The organism is Rhizobium sp. P1_E1 (genome assembly GCF_056406015.1).
Genome location: NZ_JBFUAY010000019.1, coordinates 18,195 through 41,048, shown reverse-complemented (window position 1 = coordinate 41,048; position 22,854 = coordinate 18,195). Strand labels below are relative to the sequence as shown.

The following is a 22,854-nucleotide window of genomic DNA, read 5'->3' as shown; positions in this document are numbered from 1 at the left end:
ACCAGCTCCACAACGGCAGCGTGCCTCGTGCCCGCTGCCATCCATCACCTGTCGCACAACACGTCTCAAAAAGGGGAACGACATGACTGCTCTTATGAAATTGCGCTACACCGCCACCGCGGCAATTGCCGTGTTCGGCATCCTGGCAGGAGCCGCACAGGCCGACGAACTTGCCGATATCAAGGCCGCAGGCGAGATCAACATCGGCATCTTCTCCGATTTCCCACCCTTCTCTTCGGCAAGCGCCGATATGAGCATCAAGGGCTATGACGTCGACGTCGCCCAGAAGATCGCCGACGGGCTCGGCGTGAAACTCAATCTGGTTAGCGTTACCGGCCAGAACAGGATCGCCTACCTGAACGACGACCGCGTCGACCTGCTGATGAGCGTCGGCTATTCGAAGGAGCGCGCCGAGGTTATCGATTATGCCGCCCCGTACGCCCCCTACTACATCGCCGTCATCGGTCCGGCAGCCCTGAAGGTGAGCGGCAAGGAAGACCTCGCCGACAAGACCGTTGCCGTCAATCGTGGGACGCTCGAAGACACGTCGCTGACGGCAGCTGCGCCCGGATCGGCTGCGATCCAGCGTTTCGAGAACTACAATTCGGTCATCCAGGCCTTCATATCCGGCCAGACCCAGTTGATGGTGGTCGGCAACGATGTCGGTGCGCAGGTTCTGGCACGACAGGACGAACTGAAGCCGGAGCAGAAGTTCCAGCTCCTCAGCTCCCCCTCGCACATCGCGCTCCGCAAGGGCGAGGAAGGCCTGAAGAAGGCTGTCAATGACGGCGTCGCCGCAATGATCGCCGATGGTTCGCTCGACGCAAGCTCGAAGAGCTGGCTGAAAGCGCCGCTCAACCCTGAAAACCTGAAGGACTGACGGAGACGGCCTCCCACTCACCAGAGCATGATGCCGAAAACTGTAAGCGATTCCGGTGGCATCATGCTCCCATTCTTTGGTTGAGAGGCGGATCGAGATTTCGGGCCGACCCGGCCCAGATCATCCGGCTCCAAAGGACAAACGATGAGATACAGCCTCGATTTCAACTGGCTTTGGGACGGAATGGGAGCTCTGGCTTATGGCGCAGGCACGACGCTTGCACTGACGGCCTCTACATCGGTCCTCGGGATCGTTCTCAGCGTTCTCGGCGCGGCCGCGCGCCGGGGACCTTATCCATGGTTGCGCAAGATCGTCGGCCTGTATGTGGAAATCATGCGCAATACGCCATTCCTGGTGCAGCTGTTCTTCATCTTCTTTGGCTTGCCTAGCCTCGGCATTCGCCTCGATCCGATCTCTGCCGCAGTCCTTGCCATGACCCTCAATATGGCGGCCTACACGATCGAGGTGGTCGGGGCCGGGCTCGATGCCATACCGAGAGGCCAGAAGGAGGCGGCGCAGGCACTCGGCCTCAGGCCCCGGCTGGTGTTCTTCAAAATCATTCTGCCGCAAGCGATCGCCATCATTTTCCCGGCGCTGACGAGCCAGGTCATCATCATGATGCTGGAATCGGCGGTGGTTTCGCAAATATCCGTCCGCGAGCTGGCGCAGGAGGCCGATCTGCTTCAGTCGCGCACCTTCCGCTCCTTCGAGACCTATCTGGTGGCGACGTTGATCTACCTTTCGATGTCCGCCGCACTTCGCCGGCTCCTTTTCGCCGGGAAACGCCGTTTTCTGGGAGCCGGTCTGGCATGATTGAGTTCACCTTCTGGGACATTTTGCGCAATCTTGTCTTCGCGACACGCTGGACCCTTATGCTTTCGCTCGCAGCCTTTGCCGGCGGCGCCATCGTTGGCCTGGCGATCCTGTCTGCACGGATATCGAAAACGCGCTGGCCGCGCAGCTTCGCGTCCGGCTACATTGCCCTGTTTCAGGGAACGCCACTCCTCATGCAGCTTTTTTTGATGTTCTTCGGCCTGCCGATGCTCGGTTTCCGGATCGAGTCATGGACCGCCGCCGTCTGCGGCCTGACGTTCTATGCCAGCGCTTATCTTGCGGAAATCTGGCGGAGCGGCGTCGAGGCGGTGCCGCGCGGGCAATGGGACGCTGCAGCCAGCCTGGGCTTGCATCGTCTTCTCGAACTTCGGCTTGTCATCCTGCCGCAGGCTTTCCGGATCACGCGCGCGCCGACTGTCGGGTTCTTGGTCCAGTTGATCAAGAGCACCGCACTGGCCTCGATCCTCGGCTTCGAAGAACTATTGAAAACCGCGAACGCCATCAACAACGCGACCTTCGAACCTTTCAAGGTCTACGGTCTCGTCGCGGTGATCTTCTTCGCCCTGTGCTATCCGCTTACGCAATACGCCAGAATTCTGGAGAAGAAAGCGGCGTTTGGCTGAGCGGTGCCGAGTTGCTCCGCATTCCGATCGCAACGGAGTGTCCAAAGGGCCGATGCCGGTTGAAAAGCTAGTGCGCCGCGCAGCGGCGACGCGGCTCAGGCGCTGCCCCCTTCAATCACACAGAACTCGCTTTATCCAGCAGTCAGAACTTCCTGAGAGATCGCTTCAATGACAGACACACAAATCCGTATTCTCGATGCCCGGGCAACGGGCGAGCTCCTACCTTTCGGCGCGCTGGTCGCGACCCTGCGGCAAGCATTTGCCGAAGGCTGTGTTGTGCCGGTACGGCATCATCACACGATCGCCAATAGCGGCGAACCTGATGCGACCCTGCTTCTGATGCCTGCCTGGCATGAAACGCACCGGTCGGAGCGCTACCTTGGCATCAAGATCGTCACCGTCTTTCCCGGCAACACGGTACGCGGCATTCCAGGTTTGACATCGACTTACATGCTCTATGATGGCCGGACCGGGATGCAGCTTGCGCTCCTTGACGGAAACACGGTCACCGCGCGCCGCACGGTAGCGGCATCGGCCCTTGCCGCGGACTATCTTGCCCGAAAAGACGCCCGCCGCCTGCTGGTGATCGGCGCAGGCCGCGTCGCGAGCCTCATACCCGATGCCTACCGCGCCGTCCGGCCGATCGCGCATGTGGATATCTGGGATATCGATCCCGCCAATGCGGAACGGCTGGCGCAGAGCCTCCGGCAACAGGGGCTCCAGGCCACCGCCGTCACGGATCTGGAAGCCGCGGCGCGGCAAGCCGATATCGTCAGCGCGGCGACGCTGGCGACAGCACCGCTTATCCGGGGCGAATGGCTACGGCCGGGCACCCATGTCGATCTGATCGGCGGCTTCACCCCGGCGATGCGCGAGGCGGATGACGAGGCGCTTCGGCGCTCCTCGGTCTATATCGACACTCACGAGGCCCTTCACGAAGCGGGCGATCTGGTTCAGCCGATCAGAGCCGGCGTCATTGCTGCAGATGCGGTGCGTGCGACACTTGACCAGCTGTGTCGCCGGGATGTTCCAGCGCGGACGTCCAACGATGAGATCACTCTCTACAAGGCAGTCGGAACGGCGTTGGCTGATCTTGCCGCCGCGACGATGGTGTATGAAGCCGCTTTGATCGCCGGCTGACGTCTTCTGGTCCGGGCGATTGCAAATGACGGAACGGAAGATTCTCGATTTCTAAGAAGGACTGATCACCCTCAATATGCGGGCTCCCGGTTTCGACGCTCTCGGCCTGTCCAGGCATTCCATCGCCAGTGCTGCACCCGACCAATGTCCGAGGCCGACCATGTCGGTTCGGTGGGCTCGGGAAGCAATGGGCCGGCGCTGATATTCGTGCGGCATAACGCTTTGTGTGCCATAGTCGGGTGAGCCCCTTGTGCAATCCGATATAGACCCGCAGTGATTACAAATCCGCCGCGCATCGAAATCCAGCAACTGGCCCATTTCGTGCTGGCCTGTCAGAGCCCGACGCTGGCGGAGACCGCGCGCGAGCTTGGGATTGCTCCTTCGGCGCTGACATCCAGTCTGCGTACTTTGGAAAATGAACTTCAACTCAAGCTCTTCATTCGCAAAAGCGGTCACCTCAGTCCTTTACCGGCAGCCTTCTGGCTGTTTCAGCAGGCAACGGCCATCCTGCATCGCGAAAGGTTCGTGCGTCGGATGCGGAATGGGGACACGGACCATCGTCGCATCGATATTCGTCTCGATCTCAGTTTCTCCATCGGCCGGTTTTCGAAGGCGATCGGACGTACCGTCGAAGATATGGAACGCGAGCGGCCCGACCTGCTGATCGACGTGATGTTTGCAGACCAGCGAGGAAAATCCCTTGTTGACGACGAGGCTGCGGACATCCCGGGCAACGCGGGTTCGGTGGAAATCGAAGTCGGCTATATGACCGGCGTGCCATCTGCGAACCTGCCTGCGATGACGCCCTTTTACGATGAGGTCTGGTTTTCTGTCGGAGCGGCGGAGGCCGCGGTTGATCTTCGCTCCCCCAATCAGAAATTTGTCGTTTTGAAAATGCGTCAGGTACTTCGCGATGCCGTTATCCGATATGCGGACGAGCATGGCATCCGCGACCGCATAATCCTGATGGATGAGGAGCCGGCAGACCTTCACCGGCTGCTCAACGAGTTTCCGCAGATGCGGTTCCTGATGCCGCGCAGTATGGTCGCCGACCGGCTCGGACTTGCGCGCCTGCATCTGGAGCCCCTCGATCCGCCTTTGTCGAGCACCTTGGGCGTGCGCGCAAACGGGCCGGATCAGGAGGTCGTGTCCGCCATGCTTTGTAGCCTCAAGAAAAATCTGGAGGCAATGGAGGCCAATATCGTCTTTCGACCGCAGTTGACGGCACGTCAATTGCACTACTTCAACCTTGCGCATCTCAGCGGAGGTATTTCGGCGGCGGCGCGCGCGGCGCATGTCACGCAACCGTCCGTTTCGATCCAGATTCAGAAAATCGAGGCAGTTGTCGGGCAACCTCTGTTCGAACGGCGGCGCAACGGTGCCGAGAGCACGAAGGCCGGCAAGGCATTGCTTCCCTTCACCCTGGAGATCGAAGAGCGCATCGATAGCCTCCTTCGGGCCAGTCTGGATATTGCCGCCCACACACAGGCGACCATCTCGATCGGCATGCTGCCGAGTTCGGGGCATGATAGCGTCATGACGGACAAGGTGGCGCAGGCACTGACGGCAACCCGCCTTGGCCATCCCGAATACCGGCTGAGAATCATCGAAGGTTCCAACGCTGTGCTTCACGATCAGGTGCGCGCGGGAGAGCTCAATCTGGCCATTGTCGGTGCCGTCCAGACGCAGATGACCCGGATCCATCTCGGACCGAGCGAGCGCCTCTCGGTCGTTGCCAATCCGGCCTTGAACCTTGCCGGCCGAACGGAAATTCCACTGGCCGAAGTTTGCGGATTTCCGCTGGTTCTCGGAATCAAGCATCTCAGTATCCATCAGGCGTTCATGGCAGCCGCCAGTGCGCGGCATCTGCGTGTCGAGCCGGTCATGGACGTCGGTTCTCTGCCATTGGCCATCGCCATGGTCCGCCGTTTGCCGGTCTGTACGGTCCTGCCGGTGTCCTCGGTCCAGCAGGATATCGGCAGCGGGCGCCTCACCGCGGCGCCGATTACGGAAGACGTGATCGCCGGAAACCTCTCAGTGATTTTCTCCGGCGAAAGGACGCTGTCCGAGGCCGAACGGACGATGATCCAGTCACTCGTTGCCGTCTTCGGCCGACAGGCGTGATCTAAAAAACATATCGTGCCGAATCGTGCTCATGCGCGGAGCATTCTGATTTTCCTATCCCCCAATTCGTGATTTTCGAGCTACCCAGTCTCCGGCCTGCGGCTGATACTTGCCGCATCACAACAGCCCTCGGAAATGACTTTCACAGGATTACCGGATGAATGATCACCCTGATCCGCTTGAAAACGCGGCAATGACATCCGGGGCGGCCAGCGCAATGCCACGCAGCGAAAGCGATCAGTCGTGTCGAGGCATTCTTCAGGAACTCGACCGACGCGGTCGGCTGCTGGTGATTTCGGAGGAAGTCGACCCGATCCACGACGTATCGGCCATTCTTTCCATCGTCGATGAAAAGGCGGCGGTACGGTTCGACCGCATCAAGGGTCACGACATGCCGATCTTCGGCAACATCCTGTCGGATCTTGATCGTGTCGCCCTGGCGCTTGATGTCGCGAAAAGCGATATCCAGCAGAAGCTGCTATCCTCGATCGCGTCTCCGGTGCCGCCAGTCTTCGTGGACGATGCGCCGGTACAGCAACAGCTCTTCCAGGACGACATCCTGACCCGGCTTCCAGTCCCGACGTTCTTTTCCAAGGAGACCGGTCCCTACATTACTGCGGGTCTGATCGTGGCGCGCGACCCTGAAACAGGCTTGGGCAACGCGTCCTATGCCCGCATCAAGGTGCTTGGTCCGAACGAAGCGATGATCGGAATTGCACCGAACCATCATCTCGCCATCATGGCTCGCAAGGCAGGCGCCAAAGGCGAGCCGCTGCCCTTCGCCGTCGTCCTCGGCGCGCATCCGGCCATTCAGCTTGCCGCCTGCTTCTATCTGGGGCTCGGTGACGATGAAATGCACTGCGCCGGATCGTTGCTCGGCGAGCCGGTGCGGCTTGTCCGCTGCAAGTCGATCGATCTTGCGGTGCCTGCAGAGGCGGAGATCGTGCTCGAAGGTCATATTCATATCGACGAGCCGATCCTCGAGGGATTGGTCTCCGAATATCACGGCATGTACGAGGATTACGGCTCCGGGGTGCGCGTCAGATTTGAATGCATGACTTGCCGCTCCGACGCGATGTTGCAGGTGATCGAGCCCGGTTACCACATGGAGCACCTCTATCTCGGCGCGGTGCCGATCGCTGCCAGCCTCAAGGCAGTCATCCGGCGGTCCGTTCTCAATGTCGGCGAAGTTGCCGTCACCGCGTCAGGCAGCGGACGGAACAACGTGGTCGTGCAGATCGATGCGCCCCGCCCGGGACAGGCACGCCGCATCATGTCGATCTGCTGGGGTGCGGTCAGCATCGTCAAGAACATCACCATCGTCGACAGCGATGTCGACCCCTGGGATCTCGGTGCCGTCGAATTGGCAAAGATGACGCGCATGCGCGCGGAGCGCGACATTCTCATCGTCACGGACCTTCCGGCAGACCGGTCCGAGCCTCAGGAAGACGGCGGCGTGATCGCCAAGGTCGGTTACGACGCCACGATGAAGGCGGGCGATCGGAAGGAAGGGTTCGACAAGGCGCTTCCGCCGCTGGAATCCTACGAGCGGATGCGCCAGCTGCTGTTGCGCGTCAAGCCGGAGATGCTGATTTGAGGCGATTGATCATCGGCATATCAGGGGCTTCCGGTGCAATCTACGGACTGCGTGCGCTGGAGATGCTGCGGGATTTCGACGATGTCGAAACGCATCTCGTCATATCGCCCGCGGCGATCCGCACGGCACTGGCCGAAGGGACGGGAAAGACTGCGGACGAAATCCGTGGCCTCGCCGACCGGGTCTACAGCCACGGGGATATCGGCGCCTCGATCGCCTCCGGCTCCTTCCGCTGCGACGGCATGCTGGTTGCGCCATGCTCGATCAAGACGCTGAGCGGGATCGCGCATTGTTATGCGGACGATCTGATCGTGCGCGCCGCCGATGTCTGCCTGAAGGAACGCCGCCGGCTGGTGCTGATGGTGCGGGAAACGCCGTTGCATGCGGGCCATATCGCGCTGATGGACCAGGCGACACGCAACGGCGCCGTCATCATGCCACCGGTGCCGAGCTTTTACACGCTGCCGAAATCAATCGCCGAAATGGTCGACCAGACCGTGGGGCGTGCGCTGGATCAATTCGGGCTTCATCATCCGACGGTCCGGCGCTGGACGGAGGATCATAACGACTGAGCCATGAAGAGCAGCGCTGAAAGCTGCCGGGCCATGATGTCAACCGCATGCAAAACAACGACGCACAATCACTCCCCCAGGGGAACTCAAAAAAAGGAGATAGAGTGATGTTGTCAGACAATCGTTCCAGAAGGCTGCAGAGCCTGTTCATGCGTGGCGCCGCCGCCTTGCTGTTGTCGCTGACGACGGCGGCACCCGTGATGCTCGCCGCATCTTACGCGATCGCGCAGACTGAAAAGCCCGTCAGCGGCGGCACGATGACCATTATCAACGGTTCGGACATCAAGAGCTGGGATCCGGCGATCACCGCCGGCACCTATCCCGGCGGTCCGATGGATGTGCTCGACGCCGTCTACGGCTTCATCGTCTACGTCAACGATAAGGGCGTCGTGACCGGTGGCATGGCCGAAAGCCTGACCAGCACCGACGCGGTGACCTGGACCTTGAAGCTTCGCAAGGACATGAAGTTCACGGACGGTGCGCCCTATGACGCGGAAGCCGTCAAATACAATTGGGACCGCGCCGCCGATCCGGCCACGCTTTCGCCGGCGCAGCCGTTCATCTCTTCCTGGAACAAGGCGATCACCGTCGTCGATCCACAGACGCTGACGATCAAGCTGTCGTCCCCGAACGCCAATTTCGCAGCGCAGATCGCCGAATTATGCCCCTTCATCGCCTCGCCGGCAGCATTGAAGGCCGCCAAGGAAAAGACCGATATCAAGCCGGTGGGCGCCGGCGCCTTTACGCTGACCGAATGGAACCAGGGCATATCGATGACCATGGCCCGCAATCCCGGTTATTGGGATCAGCCGCGCCCCTATCTGGATACGATCAAGTTCGCCATCATTCCCGAAACCAACAGCCGCATCGCCACCGTCGTGCAGGGCGGCGCAACGATGATGGCCGGTTATCCCTATCAGTTCGGCTCGAACGCAACGGCGCCGGGGGTTGCGACCCGCGAGATCCCGATCCGCGGCATCAACCGCGCCTATCTCAACCAGGCCAAGGGCATCTTCACCGATGTTCGCGCCCGCGAGGCCTTCTATTCCGCCATCGACCGCGCGCGGCTGATGCAGGCCTTCACGCAGATGCCCGGATACAAGGCACCCAGCAATTACTTTGGAGAGAATTCGCCCTATTTCGACAGCGTTTCATCGTTGCCCGCCTATGATCCGAAGAAGGCGCAGGAACTGTTCGATGCTCTGAAGGCGGACGGCAAGCCATTCTCGATCAAGATTGTCACCTATACCAACTCGGACCTGAAGCGTCTTGCCGCCTACATCCAGCAGGTGCTGACCGGCTATGAGGGCGCCTCGGCTGAGATCGTCGAAGTCGACCAGGCCTCGCTGATCCAGCGATGCAAGACGCAGCTCGATTTCGACATCTGCGTCGAGGGCGGGGTACTGGTGTCGAACGGTGCCGAGCCGAACATTTCCAACCTGCTGAGCTCCGGCGGTGCTTTCAACTGGGGACAGTACAAAAGTGCCGAGATGGATGCTGCACTGAAGGAGGCCAGCTCCACTCTCGATCCGGCCGCTGTCAAAGCCGCCTATGTCAAGGTTCAGAAGCTCGTTGCAACCGAGATGCCGCTCTACATCTTCGGGGAACAGACGCGCTCGCTGCTGCTGCGCGACAATACCGGCGGCGTCGTTCCCTCGAATGGCGGCATCCTGCAAAAGCAGTTCCTCTACGTTTGCACGGATACCTGCCAGAAATAGAGGACTCCAGATCACGATGCACAAGCTCGTCCGGAAGATCCGGGCGGGCTGGGAAGGGGCCGGTCGTTGGGCTGGACGACCGTACACGCCAGAGACGTTAAGACGATGGAATGAGCCCTGCGACGCGGGGCGATCGGAAAAGGTGGATGACGATGATCGGCAATCGCAAGAAGGTGAAGTTTCGGGACCTGGTTTCCCGCAAGCAGGTGTTCACGCCCTGCGTCTGGGATTGCTACTCCGCCAAGGCGGCGGAAATGGCCGGCTTCGAGGCGATCCTGCTCAGCGGCGCATCGCTGGGATTCAGCATGTCCGGCGTGCCGGATCTCGGCCTGCACAATCAGGAGGAACTGGTCTACGCGACCGACCGCATCGCCGACTATTCGCCTTTGCCACTGGTCATCGATGCCGATGACGGCTTCGGCGATGTCGTCCAGACCTTCCGCACCTGTTATCGTCTCGCCAAAGCCGGTGCCGGAGCGATCCTGATCGAGGATACGCCCAATGAACGCGGCTATGCGCGGTTCGGCCGCGCCATGGAGGCGGCGACGCTGGCCGGCAAGGTCGATGGCAACGTGCCGCATGAGGTCGTCTCGCAGGAGCTGTGGCTCGCCAAGATCAAGGCCTCGATCGAAGCCTGCGAAGGCACCGATTGCGTGGTTATCGCACGCACCGAATCCAAGCTCGAGAAAGGGCTGGACGTCGCTATCGAACGCTGCGTGCGCGCCGCAGCACTCGGTGCTGAAATGACCTATGTGCATGGGCTGCGCACGTTGGAGGAATGTCAGAAGGTGGCAAAGGAATTGCCCGGCTGGAAGATGTTCGGCGATGTCGCGACAGTCAACGGCGTGCCCTTCGTGCGGCTCGAGGAAATCGAGGCGCTCGGCTTCAACCTGGTGACCATGCATTATCTCGAGAAGGGATCGATGTATGGCATGATGGATTACGGGCGGCATGTCTTCAACGACCGCAGCACGCGTTACGCCGACGAGCACAGCATGGGCGGCATGACGCCTGCCGAGCAGAAGGCCGCGCTGGAGCGGGACAGCGGCTGGCTCGATGCCGAGGACAGATGGAAGGCACTCTGATCCCGGAGACCGGCCGCTCTGCCGTCTCGTTTTGCGAAATCCGGATGCCGGTCCAGTCCGGCATTGGATGTTCCACCTGACAATCGGAGTCCGATCGTTGCGAATTGCCAAGCTCTCCTATCTGAAAGCGGTCGGCGTCCGGCTTCTGGCCGGCATTCCGGTCTTCCTGCTGGTGACGTTCTCGGCGACGGCGCTGTCGAGCCTGATGCCGGGGTCGGCGGCGCAGCTGATCCTTGGAGAGAACGCGACGCAGGCGCAGATCGATGCGCTGAACAGCCGTTACGGCTACGATCTGCCGGTCTGGGAACGTTATCTCGGCTGGCTCGGACGGCTTCTTCAGGGAGATCTCGGGCAGACCATGTTCAGCCAGCAGTCCGTGGCAAAACTCCTGGTCGACCGGGCGGCAGTGACGTTCGAGATTGCGCTGCTTGCCATGTTCGTCTCGCTCCTGATCGGCGTGCCGCTCGCCATGTATACCGCCAGCCGGCCGGGCGGTATCGTCGATACGGTGCTGCGGGCGGTGTCCTCGGTCATGCTGTCGATCCCGACCTTCGTCATCGTGGTTCTGCTCGGCTTCGTCTTCGCAATCGTGCTGCGCTGGCTGCCGGCGACCGGCTGGGTTTCCTTCAGCGACGATCCGATCGGCAATCTCTACTACGTCGCCTTGCCGGTGATGTGCCTCAGCGTGCACCAGGCAGCCTATTTCTACAGGGTGAGCCGCAGCGAATTCGTTGCGGTCCTCCAGGAGGATTATGTCCTCGTTGCCAGGGCCAAGGGCCTGCCGACGCGCTATATCCTGATGCGCCACGTGCTGCGTCCGGCCTCTCCCCAGGTGCTGACGGTGATGGGCCTGTCGATGACCTATCTGCTCGGCGGTTCCTTCATCGTCGAGAGCTATTTCGCGGTGCCCGGCATCGGCTGGACCGTTCTCAATGCGGTGAGCAGCCACGACCTGCCCGTCATGCAGGCCATCCTGTCGCTGACGGTGGTGATCTTCGTCGTCATCTTCATCCTGGTCGATCTCGGTTATGCGCTTATCGATCCGCGGGTGGACGTGTCATGAGCCGCCTTGAACCAACACAAACGGACCTCGTGCCCGGCGAAGCGGTCGCGTTGTCGGAGACGTTGAATGCCGCGATGCCGAAGACCGCGCGCTTCCGCATGCCGAGCGGCCATCCGATGGAATGGTTCGCCTTCGTGTTCCTGGCGGTTCTCATCGTCTCCTCGGTTTTCGTGGAGTTCATTCCGGGTCTCGTCCGGGCAAGCTTCCCCTATGGCGATTTCTCGCAAGGTCCGGAATGGAGCCTGAACGGCCTGTTCGGAACCGATGCGCTCGGGCGCAGCATCCTGTCCCGCGTGCTCTACGGCGCGCGAACGACGCTCGCCATCGTCTCGGTCGCGACGCTGATCTCGCTGGTGATCGGCATGATCCTCGGAATGCTGGCCGGCTTCTATCGCGGCCCGGTCGAGCGGATCGTCGATCTCTATGCCAATTCCATGGCGTCGCTTCCGCCGATCCTCGTCATCCTGGCGCTGATATCGGTGACCGGAAATTCGGTTTTCACGATGATGCTGGCGCTTGGCCTGCTCGATATCGGAACCTATGCACGCATCGCCAAAGGCGGCGTGATTGCCCAGAACGACCGTGACTACGTGTTGGCGGCACGCGCCATGGGCGCGTCGGACATGCGGCTTCTGCTGCGCGAGATCCTGCCCAATCTCGTTCCGGCGCTGACGGCCATCGTTCCGCCGCTGATGGCGGGGCTGATCATCACGGAGGGATCGCTGAGCTTTCTCGGTTACGGCATTCCGGCGCCGGCGCCGAGCTGGGGCGGGATGATCGCCAGCTCGACCGACCTGCTCAGCCGCTTTCCACTGCTGATCTTCGGACCGATCGTCGCCATCGTGCTGACGGTCTATTCGCTCAATACGGTCGGGGATTGTCTGGCCCGTCGCATGAACCATCGCGGCAGGGAACTCTGATATGAATGAGGCAGCGAACACTACCCCGGTCCTCGATTGTCACGAGCTCTCCTGTCATTTCAGGTCGCCGTTCGGGCCGATCCGCGTGCTGCACGACGTGAGCTTCAGCATCCCGCCGCGCACGACGCTCGGCATCGTCGGAGAATCCGGAGCGGGCAAATCCATGCTGGTCAAGACGATCATGGGGATTGCGCCGGAGGGCATGAAAACCAGCGGCCGCATCCTTGCCGACGGGATCGATCTGTCGACGCTCAACGAGGCGAAACGCCGTGCCCTTCTCGGTCGCAAGTTCGGGATGGTTTTCCAGAATCCGATGACATCCCTTAACCCGTTCGTGCGGGTGGGGCGGCAGATCGAAGAGGCGAGCCGCTTCCATTTGCGGCTTGGAAAAGCGCAGGCGAAGGCGCTTGCGATCGAACTGCTGGCAAGCGTCGGCATTCCCGATGCCGCGGAATGTTACGGGCATTATCCGCATCAGTTTTCGGGCGGCATGAAGCAGCGGATCATGATCGCCACGGCACTTGCCTGCCAGCCGGATCTCTTGATCGCCGACGAGGCGACGACTGCGCTCGACGTCACGGTTCAGAAGGAAATTCTCGATCTGCTGCAGGTTATCCAGCAGCAGCGGCAGATGTCGATGATCCTGGTGACGCACAATCTGGGCATCGTCGCCGGACGCACCGACGACATCCTCGTGCTCTATGGCGGGCATGTCGTGGAATACGGCCCGACGAACACCGTCTTTTCCCATCCGCGCCACCGCTATACCGAGGCTCTGCTTTCGGCGATGCCGCGCATGGACCAGCCGGCTCATACGAAACTGCACACGATCCCTGGCCGTCCGCCTGATCTTGCCAACCCCGCGCCCGGATGCCCGTTTGCACCGCGCTGTCCAGCCGCCGAGGCCCGCTGCCATGCCTCGATGCCGCCGATGACGACCAGTGCGGACGGCAAGCATCGCTTCGCCTGCTATGTGCCTGTTCAAACCGGCGATGCAGCCGACACCGCGGTCGAAAGGAGGGCATTGTCATGAATGACGAGGCTTCCGGCCAGGCCATCGATGCAGGTGCCGCAACGCATGCCTTCGATGCTTTCCTGCGCGACGACGCGCTTTTGAAAGTTCGCAATCTCTCGGTCAGATACCGGCGCGGCGGCAAGATCTTTGTTGCGGTCGACGGCGTCTCCTTCGACGTGGCTGCTGGGGAAACGCTCGGTCTCGTCGGAGAGTCCGGCAGCGGCAAGACGACCATCGGCCGTGCCCTTCTGAAGCTTCTGCCGAAGGCGGACACRCGTGTCGACGGCCACGTCGAATATGACGGCCTGAATGTTGCCGACCTGTCGGCTTCCGATCTTCGCGCCATCCGCAGCAAACTGCAGATGATCTTCCAGGACCCGATTTCTTCCTTCAATCCGCGCCGCAAGGTGCAGGATATCGTCGGAGAAGGCCTCGAGATCCAGGGCATCCGCAAAGCGGAAAGGCTGGAAAGGGTCGATCGTGCGCTCAACGATGTCGGCATGAGCCGGACGATGGTGGAGGGCCGCAGGCCGCATCAGTTTTCCGGCGGCCAGTGCCAACGCATTGCGATCGCGCGGGCGCTTGCCGTTGGGCCGGAGTTGATCGTTTGTGACGAGCCGGTTGCATCTCTCGACGTTTCGGTGCAGGCGCATGTGATCAATCTTCTGCAGGATATCCGCCAGAAGCGAAACCTGGCGCTGATCTTCATTTCCCACGATCTCGCCGTCGTGCGCAATGTCAGCGACAGAGTCGCCGTCCTCTACATGGGCAAGATCGTCGAGATCGGAACCGGCGATGCCATCTATCAGCGTCCGGCGCATCCTTATACCCGCATGCTGCTGGAAGCAGTCCCGGTTCCCGATGCCAGCCGGAAGATCGTGCCGAGCGCAACGCCGACGCAGGCCTTGTCGCGCAGCGCGCCGCCATCCGGATGCCGGTTCCGCAGGCGTTGCCCACGCGCTCAGGCGGTCTGTGCTGCGCAGGAACCGAAGCTTGCGGCGATGCCCTACGGCCAATTCGCAGCCTGCCATTTCCCTCACGACGAACCGGCGCCCGGAATGAAGACGGCGGAACAAGCGTGATGGAAAAAGCCCCTGATGCATTCGAAGAAAAAACCGCGGCAAGCGGCAACGCGCGCTCAGAACAGGATACCGGAGCTGCGAGGCGCGCTGCTTTCTGTGCCAATGTATTCGATGCCATGGTCCGGCTCTACAGTGAGCCCGGCATCGCGTCCTTGTGCCTCGAAGCCCAGACACGTCATGCGGTGGACGTGCCGTCACTGCTGTTCTTCGCTCTTGCGGATAGTGACGGACACGGCGCCGATGACTGCGAGATGCGGCGGCTTCTGGACCGTGCCGGCGAATGGCGCTCGCTTTTCGTCCTGCCGTTGCGACATCTTCGGCTAACCCTGCGTCAAGGCCGCAGGAACACGGCAGAGATTGAATTTTACGAGCAGATCAAGGCAGCGGAGCTGGAGGCGGAACGGTTGCAGGTCCGGCGTCTGGCCGACGATTTTCTCCCGCTCGAAGGGCCGGGCGGGCTGGCAGCCCGTTATCTCGAAACGATTGCCATGCCGGAACCCAAGGCAGGGGCGTTGATCGGGCGGCTTCAAGACGCCACCAAAGCCGTGTGCCACGGCTTTCCCCGTCACGCGCACTGAGGGTCTGAAGACATCATGAGCGATTTCGGCGCCGTCATGACAGGAACCATCGTCACCGAAGAAGGTGTCGCGGAAAACTACGTCGCCGTCACTGGTGGCATTACCGCTGCGATGGAGACAGGCCGCGCTCCCGGCGCGCGACGTGTTCGATTTCGGCACTTACTTTCTCACACCCATCGAGCTTCAAGGACATCGAGATGAACGCCATAATTTTAGACGGTGACAGCCTGACGATCAAAGATACCGTTCGTATCGCGCGCCAGGGCGCCAAGGTAGCGCTCGCCGATGCAGCGCGCGCCGAAATCATCAAGGTGAGAAACTATATCGAGGAAAACTGGCTGACCGAAAACGCGCCGCCAACCTACGGCTTCAACACCGGCGTCGGCAAGCTCAAGGATTATGCCATCAACCAGGCCGATAACGATCGCTTCCAGCGCAATATCGTGCTCTCGCATTGCTCCGGCATCGGAGAACCGGCGTCGGAAGAAATCGTCCGCGCCATGATGGCCGTCCGTATCAACGCCTTCTGCCTCGGTGTTTCCGGTCTGCGGATCGAGGTGGTCGATCGTCTCGTTGAGATGTTGAACCGCGGGGTTCACCCTGTGGTGCCGATCCAGGGGTCGGTCGGCGCGTCTGGCGATCTGGCGCCGCTCGCACACATGGTTTCGGTGCTGATCGGCTATGAGGAGGCGGAAGCCTATTACCAGGGCGAACGAATGCCAGCGCCGCAGGCTCTGGAAAAAGCCGGCATCTCGCCAATTGCTTTCGATCTCAAGGCGAAGGACTGCCTTGCCCTCATCAATGGCAACAGCCTCTGCGCGGCCATGGCGGTTCTCAACCTTCATGACGCCGAGATGCTGATGAAGACAGCCGATGCGGCCGGCGCGCTCAGTCTGGAGGCGATCCGCGGCGAGCAGGCAGCGTTCGATCCCCGCATTCATCTCGTGCGCAAGCAGCCCGGGCAGATCGCGACTGCGGAAAATATCCGTCGCATTATCGAGGGTAGCCGCCGCACGACCGAGGCGGCGCGAGCGGTACGCCTCGAGGACGATATCCTGCATCCGAAACACACCGCCCGGGTCCAGGATCAGTATTCCTTCCGTTGCCTGCCGCAGGTGCATGGAAGCTGCCGCGACCAGTTGGAGCACGCCAAGGAACTGATCACGCGCGAGCTCAACGCCGCGACCGACAATCCGCTCGTCTTCTGGAACGAACTCGGCGCGCTGGAATTCCTGTCCGGCGGCAACTTTCATTGCGAACCCATCGCTTTCGCCATGGACATCCTGACGATCGCTTTGGTGGAAATCGGCAATATTTCCGAGCGACGCCTGTTCTCGCTCTGCGACACGACATTGAACTACGGCCTGCCGCCGAACCTTGCCGGCAAGCCAATCGGCCTGAATTACGGCTATGGCATCATCTCGACGGCTGCGGCGTCCGTCGCATCGGAAAACAAGACGCTGGCTTTCCCCGCCGTTGCCGATACCATCCCGACCAAGAGCAGCCAGGAAGATCATGTTTCGATGGCGACATGGGCATGCCGCAAGACGCGTCAGGTGGTCGACAACATGCCGAAGATCCTTGGTGTCGAATGCTTGCTTGCGGCCCGCGCCATCTTCCTGACCGAAGAGGCACTCGGCGGCTACAAGCTCGGAACCGGCAGCCAGGCGCTCTATGATGCGCTTTGCGAGGCGATCCCGTTCCAGCAGGAGGACAGCTACATGCCCAAGCAGACCACACCGGCTCTCGAAATCGTGCGGTCCGGCGCATTTCTGGAGGCCATCGAGAACAAGATCGGCGCGCTGAAATAGGCGGGCCGGCTGATTTGGGCTGCGGCCGCATCATGAAGCGCCGGCGTTTCATCGCCGCCGGCAATTCCCCTGACCGGAGAGAACAATGTTCGACGACCTGACAATGCCGCCAGCCGACAAGATCCTGTCGTTGATACCGATTTTCCGGCAGGATAGTCGTCCGAACAAGATCGATCTCGGCGTCGGGGTCTACCGGGACGCCTCCGGTACGACGCCGATTCCGCGAGCGGTGAGGGAGGCAGAAAAGCGAATCCATACCGCGCAGACGACCAAGGCCTATGTCGGCCCGGCCGGAGATCCTGTTTTCTGCGATCTCATCGGCAGGCTTGTCTTCGGCGAGGCCGCGCCGTGGGAGCGAATTCGCGGTATCCAGACGCCGGGCGGAGCGGGCGCCTTGACGGTGCTCGCCGGCCTGATCTGCCTGGCGCGCCCGGGTGCTGCGGTCCATGTGCCCGACCCGACCTGGGTGAACCATGTGTCGATCCTCGAAGACAACGGGCTTCGGATTGTCATTTACCCGTACCTCGATAACCGAACAGGCGAGGTGGATTTCGACGCCCTGCTCGATCATTTCTCACGGTCGAAGCGGGGCGACATCGTGTTGCTGCACGGCTGCTGCCACAATCCGACAGGCGCGGACCCCAGCCGTTCGCAATGGCAGGCACTGGCAGCCATCATCGCCGAACGCGGTCTCGTTCCGCTGGTCGATATCGCTTATCAGGGGTTTGGCGACGGTCTCGAGGATGACGCCTTCGTCGTGCGGCTRCTCGCTGGCATGGTTCCGGAAATGCTCGTCTCCGCGTCATGCTCGAAGAATTTCGGAATCTATCGCGAGCGTACAGGTGCTGCATTCATTCTCGCCGCCAACGCGGATCGGGCGGATGCAACCAAGGCGCAACTCACGGTGCGAGCCCGTATCGTCTATTCGATGCCGCCGGATCATGGCGCGGCTATCGTTCGCACCGTCCTGGAAGACCCGGCACTTTCGGCCGACTGGCGCGCCGAACTGGACGGTATGCGCTCCAACATTCTGTCGCTGCGCCAGGGGCTTGCTGCCTCGTTCCGGCGTTTCACCAATGGCAGCGACTACGATTTCCTCGCCAAGAACAAAGGCATGTTTTCGCTGATCGGTCTGACACCCGGGGAAGCTGAGATGCTGCGCGAGCGCCACGCCATCTATATCGTTGAGGACGGACGCATCAATGTCGCCGGGTTGCAGGCCAGCCAGATCGACACCTTTGCGGAAGCCGTTCTGGCAGTTCGCGGAATCAGCTGATCAGCACCCGTTTGAGGCGTTAACAGGGAGTTCGGTATCTACGCAGTGTGAAACAGCAAACAAGAATCCTCCTGCAGCCAACGTCGAACTTTGCAACGGGGCCAGACTGTGGCCGTTTTGACGTTTGGGTAAAGGCTGTGACCTGCCTTGTGCCGGAAATTATCTGGGCGGATGGCGTTGAATAGCCTGCTGCCACCACGGGCCGGTGTCGCCCGCCGCCTCCGCCCGCATCCGACCCGTCTTGCGCCGCTCTTCTCCCCGCAAACCGTCCAGAAATTGCCCAGCCGAATTTGCCACGCGCTCTTGCCTGAACAGTGGCCGCATTCGCGCTTTCACATCTCGTCACGAAGACGCCCAAAGCTCAAGTGTCGCCTCAATCGATACACTTGTCATCCATGACCTCCGAATCATGGAGACCTATGGCTTCAGGTGACAAACAAAATGCAGCTGTAATGCTAGAGGTCAGCGACTTGTAGATGCATTCGGGTAAATGCGATTAAGCTTTCGATGTGGTGGGCGACAGCTCGGCGAGTTTCCTCGACGTCGCCCCGGTCGATCGCCTCGATGATAACGAGGTGTTCCGTGGAGTCCGGCTTCAGGCGATCTTTCAGGCGGTCGATTTCGAAGAGACGCGTGGTCGCCCGAAGCTCCCGCAATACCTTGGCCATTACCGCGTTGCCGCAATGATCGATGATCATATTATGGAGATTGTCGTCGGAGAACCAGTGCGCGTCCGTGTGATACGCCGTCGCGCCCAGAAGGTCGTGGATTTCCTGCCGGACGCTCATCAAAAGTCGTCGCGGAATAGCGTTGATCGACAGTACGGCTGCGTCAGGTTCGATCAACAACCTCAGTTTCAAGCTTTGAAGATACTCGCCGACATCCACCTGTCGCACGACGTAGTTTCGGCCATCGCCCTTGCGAACCAGACCTTCGCCCTCCAACCTCTGCAGCGCTTCCCGCAGCGGCGTCCTCGAAATCCCGAGTGTTTCGGCAAGCCTTGCCTCAACGATGACATGCCCGCCTTTCAGCCGGCGATGCCGGATCATGTCGGACACGGCCTTGTAGGTCAGCGATGCAAGATTATGCTGCCCTTTCTCCGCAATTTTCCGACCCGGGGCCTCTAGGGCGTCTGTCACCGTTTGCCATTTCCTTGTTCTTTAAGGCGTTGGCCGCTCGACGCGGCATCGTGCTTTCCTTACGCGATCACTTGTTACATATGATAGCCGATTTGGAAAAGGACTGGAACGAGTGCAGATGGACGATGGTCTGAATGAAGTTGGCGACTCCAGCCTTGCTGACGAAACCTACCGTTCCCTGCTGGCCGATATTCTATCAGCCAGGCTCGCCGGGGGGTCGGTCGTCCAGCAACGCCGCCTGGCGACCAAACATGCTGTTTCGCGTTCTCCCATGCGCCACGCGCTGGGACGTCTCGAAGGAGAGGGACTACTTGTCAGAAACGAAAAAGGCGTTCTCTCGGTCAGGGTCATCAGTCTCAAGGACTACCTTGACAGTCTCACCATGAGGATGCTGCTCGAACCAACTGCCGCCGCGCTCGCCAGCCCCCATGTTTCGCGACTTGAACTGGACCCTTTGACAAGGATGCTTGACGAGATCGAGGCCGACCCCGAACCTGACCCTGAGGTGGTCTGGGCGTTTGACGACGCGCTTCACAACTATATCGCAAGCGAGAGCCGCAACCCCTTTATGGCAACCACGATCGGGGAGATGCGACGCTACACAACGATCTTCGAGCGACAGCTGCCTGTCGTGCGCGCGAAGCCGGGCGTGCGGGAACATCGAGCGATCCTGCTTGCCTTGGCCGCCAATGACGCCGAGGCGGCTCGCCGAGCCATGACCGATCATCTCGAAGTCGTCCGCCAGGGCGTCCTTGCGAACTACTGAATCGATGAATTGAGAATGCACTTGCATCGACGGTGAACTTTTGTATAAAAGTGGGATCCCACTTGAATGCAGGGTCGGGATCCACGATAAAGAACCGAACTCCAGAGGCTCTCCATGCTCCGTTCACACTTCTCCCACAGCGTTCTTGCCGCGTCCTTCCTGTCGATCACAGCGTCTTTTGCCTTCGCTCAATCCTGCGAACCCAAAGTGGCGGCAGGCGAGTTGATCAAGCCCGGCACGCTCGTCATGTCGACCAATCCAACGCTTCCTCCGCTCCAGTTCATCGACTCCACCGGCGATCTGAAGGGCATGCGCATCGACCTCGGCAAAGAGATCGCCAAGCGCCTTTGCCTTGAACCCGAATATGTCCGGATCGAATTCTCCGCGATGGTTCCGGGCCTGCAGGCTGGCCGTTGGGACATGATCAATACAGGCATTTTCTTCACCGAAGAGCGCGCCAAGATCATGCAGATGATCCCCTATGAAGATCAGGCCATCAGCGTCTCCGTGGCACCAGATTCGAAGAAAAACGTCGCCGCAAAAGATGATCTGGCCGGCATGACGATCGGTGTCGAAATCGGTGGTTTCGAGGAAACAAAGACACGCCTTCTCGACAAGGAACTGCGTGACGCGGGCAAAGAAGGCTTGACCATCCAGACGTTCGATAATTTCGCCCTCGCCTACCAGGCTCTGCGGGCAGGCCAGGTGCAGGGTGTCGTGTCGATCGACGCCGTCGCCAAGGAGTACGATTCTCGCGGGGACTTCAAACGGGCAATCAGCGGCCTCTACCCCGCTCCGGTCTCCGTCGCATTCAAAAGCCCGGCTTTGGCTGATGCCGTGTCTGCGACGTTGAAAGACATGAAGGCGGATGGATCGCTGAAGGCGCTCTTTGACAAATACGGTCTGCCGATGGTCGCGGGTGACTATTCGGTCAAGGGCCCCGGTCGCTGAACTGATTTCAAAGATCGTTTAGAGATGAGGCGGGGCGCGACCACGTCGCGCCAAACCTCTTGCAGAAAGTCGTCTTCATGTCGCTTTGGAACTGGTCTGGCTTTTTCGGTTATCTGTTCAACCCCTTTATACTTGGCGGGGTGTTCACGACYGTTTGGCTCACCGTCGTCTCGTTGATTGCGGGGCTTATTCTAGGCTTTGCTCTTGCATTGATGCGGCGATCGTCGCGGCGGGTGCCAACCTACCTTGCCAAGGCGTATATCTGGCTTTTTCGCGGCACGCCGCTTCTTGTACAGTTGATTGCGATCTACACGGCGCTTCCGCTGTTCGGCATCAAATTCACCGTCATAGAGGCAGCGTTGCTCGGATTGGCTCTCAACGAGGCGGCTTATCTCGCGGAGATCATTCGTGCCGGAATCGAAGCCGTGCCGGAAGGCCAGACCAGGGCAGCACGCGCGCTCGGCATGACTGAGCGTCAGATCATGCGCTACATCGTGATGCCGCAAGCCTTCAAAGTTATCGTTCCGCCTCTCGGCAATTCGGTGAACGGTCTCTTGAAAACGACCTCTGTCACCTCCGTCATCTCGGTCGAAGAACTCCTTCGCCGGACCCAGGTTCTCATCCAGGAGCGGTTCATGGTGCTCGAACTGTTTGCGGTCGCGGCGATTTATTACCTCCTCCTCACAACACTCTGGGACTTCTTCCAGAGCCATATCGAAAAGCGTCTCGGTCAAGCCGGATCTCGGCTTTCCATGAACGAGAAGCGCTAGAACCAGGATTTTCAAATGCAGAAGACGTTCCGCGGTGTCTACACCGTGATGATTACTCCGTTGGATGCCAGCGGCGCGGTCGATCTGAAGGGGCTGGCTGCCTTTACCGACTGGCAGGTCAAAGAAGGTATCCATGGTCTTATCCCTCTTGGATCGACAGGTGAGTTTCTGTCACTCAGCGAGGAAGAGCGCGATGGTGTGGCGAGGACCGTCATCGAAACTGTCGCGGGACGAGTGCCTGTTTTGATCGGCACGGGAGCGGAAGATACGCGGGAGTCCATTCGCCTTAGCGTCAAGGCCGAGGCAATGGGGGCTGACGGCGTCATGATTATTCCGCCGTTCTATTCCACCCCAACGGATGACGAACTCGTTCACCACTACAAGAGCATTGCGTCTGCCGTGGCCATCCCGATTATGGTCTACAACAATCCCGCGACCGCAAACGTCGATCTGACGCCGGAGTTGGTCAAGCGCATCGCCGAAATCGACGGCTGCGACTATATCAAGGAGTCCACCCTCGAAGTGACGCGCGTGCGCGATATCATCCGACTGGCCGGCGACGATATGACTGTGTTCGGGGGCATACTCGGGTTCGAGTCTTTCGTTATGGGTGCGCAGGGTTGGGTGGCAGTGGCTTCAAATGTTGCGCCAGGACCGATGGCGCAGATCTTCGAACTTGTCGCAAATGAGAAAAAGTTCGATGAGGCAAGAGAGCTTTACCTCAAATGGCTGCCTGTCATTCAGGCGGTCGGGGGCCAGGCCTATGTCGCAGGAACGAAGTCACTGCTGACCCACATGGGATTTGGCGCAGGCCTGCCGCGTCCGCCGCGCCTGCCGTTGCCGCCCGCGCAGGATGCCGCCATGAAGAGGCTGGTGGCCGATTTCGGTCTGACGTTCAGCGTCTGAGGAA

Annotated in this window: 21 protein-coding genes and 1 pseudogene; 20 read left to right on the top strand and 2 right to left on the bottom strand. The window is 60.4% G+C overall.

The annotated features are described in order from the left end of the window. The first annotated feature begins 82 nt into the window (after positions 1 to 82). From AC1D1Z_RS10180 to AC1D1Z_RS10105, 16 genes are all read left to right on the top strand, one after another. Positions 83 to 880, top strand: coding sequence for a transporter substrate-binding domain-containing protein (locus AC1D1Z_RS10180; RefSeq protein WP_131646892.1), 798 nt, complete (start codon positions 83 to 85; stop codon positions 878 to 880). Between the two features lie 144 nt (positions 881 to 1,024). Next, positions 1,025 to 1,693, top strand: a complete 669-nt coding sequence (locus AC1D1Z_RS10175) for an amino acid ABC transporter permease (protein ID WP_026230954.1) — start codon at positions 1,025 to 1,027, stop codon at positions 1,691 to 1,693. Then, positions 1,690 to 2,337 carry an amino acid ABC transporter permease gene (locus AC1D1Z_RS10170; RefSeq protein ID WP_018243905.1) on the top strand — a complete coding sequence of 216 codons (648 nt, stop codon included), beginning with the start codon at positions 1,690 to 1,692 and terminating at the stop codon, positions 2,335 to 2,337. Before AC1D1Z_RS10175 ends, AC1D1Z_RS10170 begins: the two co-directional genes overlap by 4 nt. Before the next feature lie 168 nt (positions 2,338 to 2,505). Beyond that, positions 2,506 to 3,477, top strand: coding sequence for a bifunctional Delta(1)-pyrroline-2-carboxylate/Delta(1)-piperideine-2-carboxylate reductase (gene lhpI, locus AC1D1Z_RS10165; RefSeq protein ID WP_131646893.1), 972 nt, complete (start codon positions 2,506 to 2,508; stop codon positions 3,475 to 3,477). A gap of 273 nt (positions 3,478 to 3,750) precedes the next feature. Beyond that, positions 3,751 to 5,601: a LysR family transcriptional regulator gene (locus tag AC1D1Z_RS10160; RefSeq protein ID WP_131646894.1), complete on the top strand. Its 1,851-nt coding sequence runs from the start codon at positions 3,751 to 3,753 to the stop codon at positions 5,599 to 5,601. Between the two features lie 157 nt (positions 5,602 to 5,758). After that, positions 5,759 to 7,198, top strand: a complete 1,440-nt coding sequence (locus AC1D1Z_RS10155; protein WP_131646895.1) for a UbiD family decarboxylase — start codon at positions 5,759 to 5,761, stop codon at positions 7,196 to 7,198. Next, positions 7,195 to 7,770, top strand: a complete 576-nt coding sequence (locus tag AC1D1Z_RS10150) for a UbiX family flavin prenyltransferase (protein ID WP_012759297.1) — start codon at positions 7,195 to 7,197, stop codon at positions 7,768 to 7,770. The genes AC1D1Z_RS10155 and AC1D1Z_RS10150 overlap by 4 nt, the downstream gene beginning before the upstream one ends. Positions 7,771 to 7,877: 107 nt before the next feature. Then, positions 7,878 to 9,488 carry an ABC transporter substrate-binding protein gene (locus tag AC1D1Z_RS10145; protein ID WP_131646896.1) on the top strand — a complete coding sequence of 537 codons (1,611 nt, stop codon included), beginning with the start codon at positions 7,878 to 7,880 and terminating at the stop codon, positions 9,486 to 9,488. A gap of 146 nt (positions 9,489 to 9,634) precedes the next feature. Beyond that, entirely contained in the window at positions 9,635 to 10,573 is a 939-nt protein-coding gene (locus AC1D1Z_RS10140) for an isocitrate lyase/PEP mutase family protein (RefSeq protein WP_131646897.1), read from the top strand. A gap of 67 nt (positions 10,574 to 10,640) precedes the next feature. Next, a complete protein-coding gene (locus tag AC1D1Z_RS10135) occupies positions 10,641 to 11,636 on the top strand; it encodes an ABC transporter permease (protein ID WP_042941350.1) in 996 nt (331 codons plus the stop codon). Then, a complete protein-coding gene (locus AC1D1Z_RS10130) occupies positions 11,633 to 12,556 on the top strand; it encodes an ABC transporter permease (protein WP_112905453.1) in 924 nt (307 codons plus the stop codon). The genes AC1D1Z_RS10135 and AC1D1Z_RS10130 overlap by 4 nt, the downstream gene beginning before the upstream one ends. A 1-nt stretch (position 12,557) precedes the next feature. Beyond that, positions 12,558 to 13,589: an ABC transporter ATP-binding protein gene (locus tag AC1D1Z_RS10125; RefSeq protein WP_047620309.1), complete on the top strand. Its 1,032-nt coding sequence runs from the start codon at positions 12,558 to 12,560 to the stop codon at positions 13,587 to 13,589. Then, a complete protein-coding gene (locus AC1D1Z_RS10120; protein WP_131646898.1) occupies positions 13,586 to 14,653 on the top strand; it encodes an ABC transporter ATP-binding protein in 1,068 nt (355 codons plus the stop codon). Before AC1D1Z_RS10125 ends, AC1D1Z_RS10120 begins: the two co-directional genes overlap by 4 nt. After that, positions 14,653 to 15,231 (top strand): TIGR02444 family protein, encoded by a 579-nt coding sequence (locus AC1D1Z_RS10115; protein ID WP_131646899.1) that lies wholly within the window; start codon positions 14,653 to 14,655, stop codon positions 15,229 to 15,231. The genes AC1D1Z_RS10120 and AC1D1Z_RS10115 overlap by 1 nt, the downstream gene beginning before the upstream one ends. Before the next feature lie 197 nt (positions 15,232 to 15,428). After that, positions 15,429 to 17,042 (top strand): histidine ammonia-lyase, encoded by a 1,614-nt coding sequence (gene hutH, locus AC1D1Z_RS10110; RefSeq protein ID WP_130653223.1) that lies wholly within the window; start codon positions 15,429 to 15,431, stop codon positions 17,040 to 17,042. 85 nt (positions 17,043 to 17,127) lie between these two features. After that, the gene (locus AC1D1Z_RS10105) at positions 17,128 to 18,318 is read left to right on the top strand and encodes an amino acid aminotransferase (protein ID WP_131646900.1); all 1,191 of its coding nucleotides are present in this window, start codon (positions 17,128 to 17,130) and stop codon (positions 18,316 to 18,318) included. 180 nt (positions 18,319 to 18,498) lie between these two features. Here AC1D1Z_RS10105 and AC1D1Z_RS10100 read toward each other — a convergent pair. Together AC1D1Z_RS10100 and AC1D1Z_RS10095 are read right to left on the bottom strand one after the other, a co-directional pair. Further along, positions 18,499 to 18,654 (bottom strand): annotated as a pseudogene (locus AC1D1Z_RS10100) (IS701 family transposase); the annotation flags it as partial. Between the two features lie 119 nt (positions 18,655 to 18,773). Next, positions 18,774 to 19,457: a GntR family transcriptional regulator gene (locus AC1D1Z_RS10095; protein ID WP_131646901.1), complete on the bottom strand. Its 684-nt coding sequence runs from the start codon at positions 19,455 to 19,457 to the stop codon at positions 18,774 to 18,776. Positions 19,458 to 19,569: 112 nt separating this feature from the next. On the opposite strand from AC1D1Z_RS10095, the gene AC1D1Z_RS10090 reads away from it, so the two are divergent. The 4 genes from AC1D1Z_RS10090 (at position 19,570) to dapA (ending at position 22,850) form a co-directional block, all read left to right on the top strand. Continuing rightward, positions 19,570 to 20,223, top strand: coding sequence for a GntR family transcriptional regulator (locus AC1D1Z_RS10090; protein WP_027666894.1), 654 nt, complete (start codon positions 19,570 to 19,572; stop codon positions 20,221 to 20,223). Positions 20,224 to 20,337: 114 nt separating this feature from the next. Further along, a complete protein-coding gene (locus tag AC1D1Z_RS10085) occupies positions 20,338 to 21,174 on the top strand; it encodes an ABC transporter substrate-binding protein (RefSeq protein WP_131646902.1) in 837 nt (278 codons plus the stop codon). 77 nt (positions 21,175 to 21,251) lie between these two features. Next, entirely contained in the window at positions 21,252 to 21,944 is a 693-nt protein-coding gene (locus AC1D1Z_RS10080; protein ID WP_131646903.1) for an amino acid ABC transporter permease, read from the top strand. Between the two features lie 15 nt (positions 21,945 to 21,959). Then, entirely contained in the window at positions 21,960 to 22,850 is an 891-nt protein-coding gene (gene dapA / locus AC1D1Z_RS10075; protein WP_130653226.1) for a 4-hydroxy-tetrahydrodipicolinate synthase, read from the top strand. The last annotated feature ends 4 nt before the right edge of the window (positions 22,851 to 22,854 follow it).

What these genes read in the sequence shown, in the direction of transcription:
- AC1D1Z_RS10180 (WP_131646892.1), top strand. Translation starts at nt 83, where the DNA reads ATGACTGCTCTTATGAAATTGCGCTACACCGCCACCGCGGCAATTGCC.
- dapA (WP_130653226.1), top strand. Translation starts at nt 21,960, where the DNA reads ATGCAGAAGACGTTCCGCGGTGTCTACACCGTGATGATTACTCCGTTG.
- AC1D1Z_RS10130 (WP_112905453.1), top strand. Translation starts at nt 11,633, where the DNA reads ATGAGCCGCCTTGAACCAACACAAACGGACCTCGTGCCCGGCGAAGCG.
- AC1D1Z_RS10155 (WP_131646895.1), top strand. Translation starts at nt 5,759, where the DNA reads ATGAATGATCACCCTGATCCGCTTGAAAACGCGGCAATGACATCCGGG.
- AC1D1Z_RS10170 (WP_018243905.1), top strand. Translation starts at nt 1,690, where the DNA reads ATGATTGAGTTCACCTTCTGGGACATTTTGCGCAATCTTGTCTTCGCG.
- AC1D1Z_RS10115 (WP_131646899.1), top strand. Translation starts at nt 14,653, where the DNA reads ATGGAAAAAGCCCCTGATGCATTCGAAGAAAAAACCGCGGCAAGCGGC.
- AC1D1Z_RS10135 (WP_042941350.1), top strand. Translation starts at nt 10,641, where the DNA reads ATGTTCCACCTGACAATCGGAGTCCGATCGTTGCGAATTGCCAAGCTC.
- lhpI (WP_131646893.1), top strand. Translation starts at nt 2,506, where the DNA reads ATGACAGACACACAAATCCGTATTCTCGATGCCCGGGCAACGGGCGAG.
- hutH (WP_130653223.1), top strand. Translation starts at nt 15,429, where the DNA reads ATGAACGCCATAATTTTAGACGGTGACAGCCTGACGATCAAAGATACC.
- AC1D1Z_RS10175 (WP_026230954.1), top strand. Translation starts at nt 1,025, where the DNA reads ATGAGATACAGCCTCGATTTCAACTGGCTTTGGGACGGAATGGGAGCT.
- AC1D1Z_RS10145 (WP_131646896.1), top strand. Translation starts at nt 7,878, where the DNA reads ATGTTGTCAGACAATCGTTCCAGAAGGCTGCAGAGCCTGTTCATGCGT.
- AC1D1Z_RS10125 (WP_047620309.1), top strand. Translation starts at nt 12,558, where the DNA reads ATGAATGAGGCAGCGAACACTACCCCGGTCCTCGATTGTCACGAGCTC.
- AC1D1Z_RS10085 (WP_131646902.1), top strand. Translation starts at nt 20,338, where the DNA reads ATGCTCCGTTCACACTTCTCCCACAGCGTTCTTGCCGCGTCCTTCCTG.
- AC1D1Z_RS10140 (WP_131646897.1), top strand. Translation starts at nt 9,635, where the DNA reads ATGACGATGATCGGCAATCGCAAGAAGGTGAAGTTTCGGGACCTGGTT.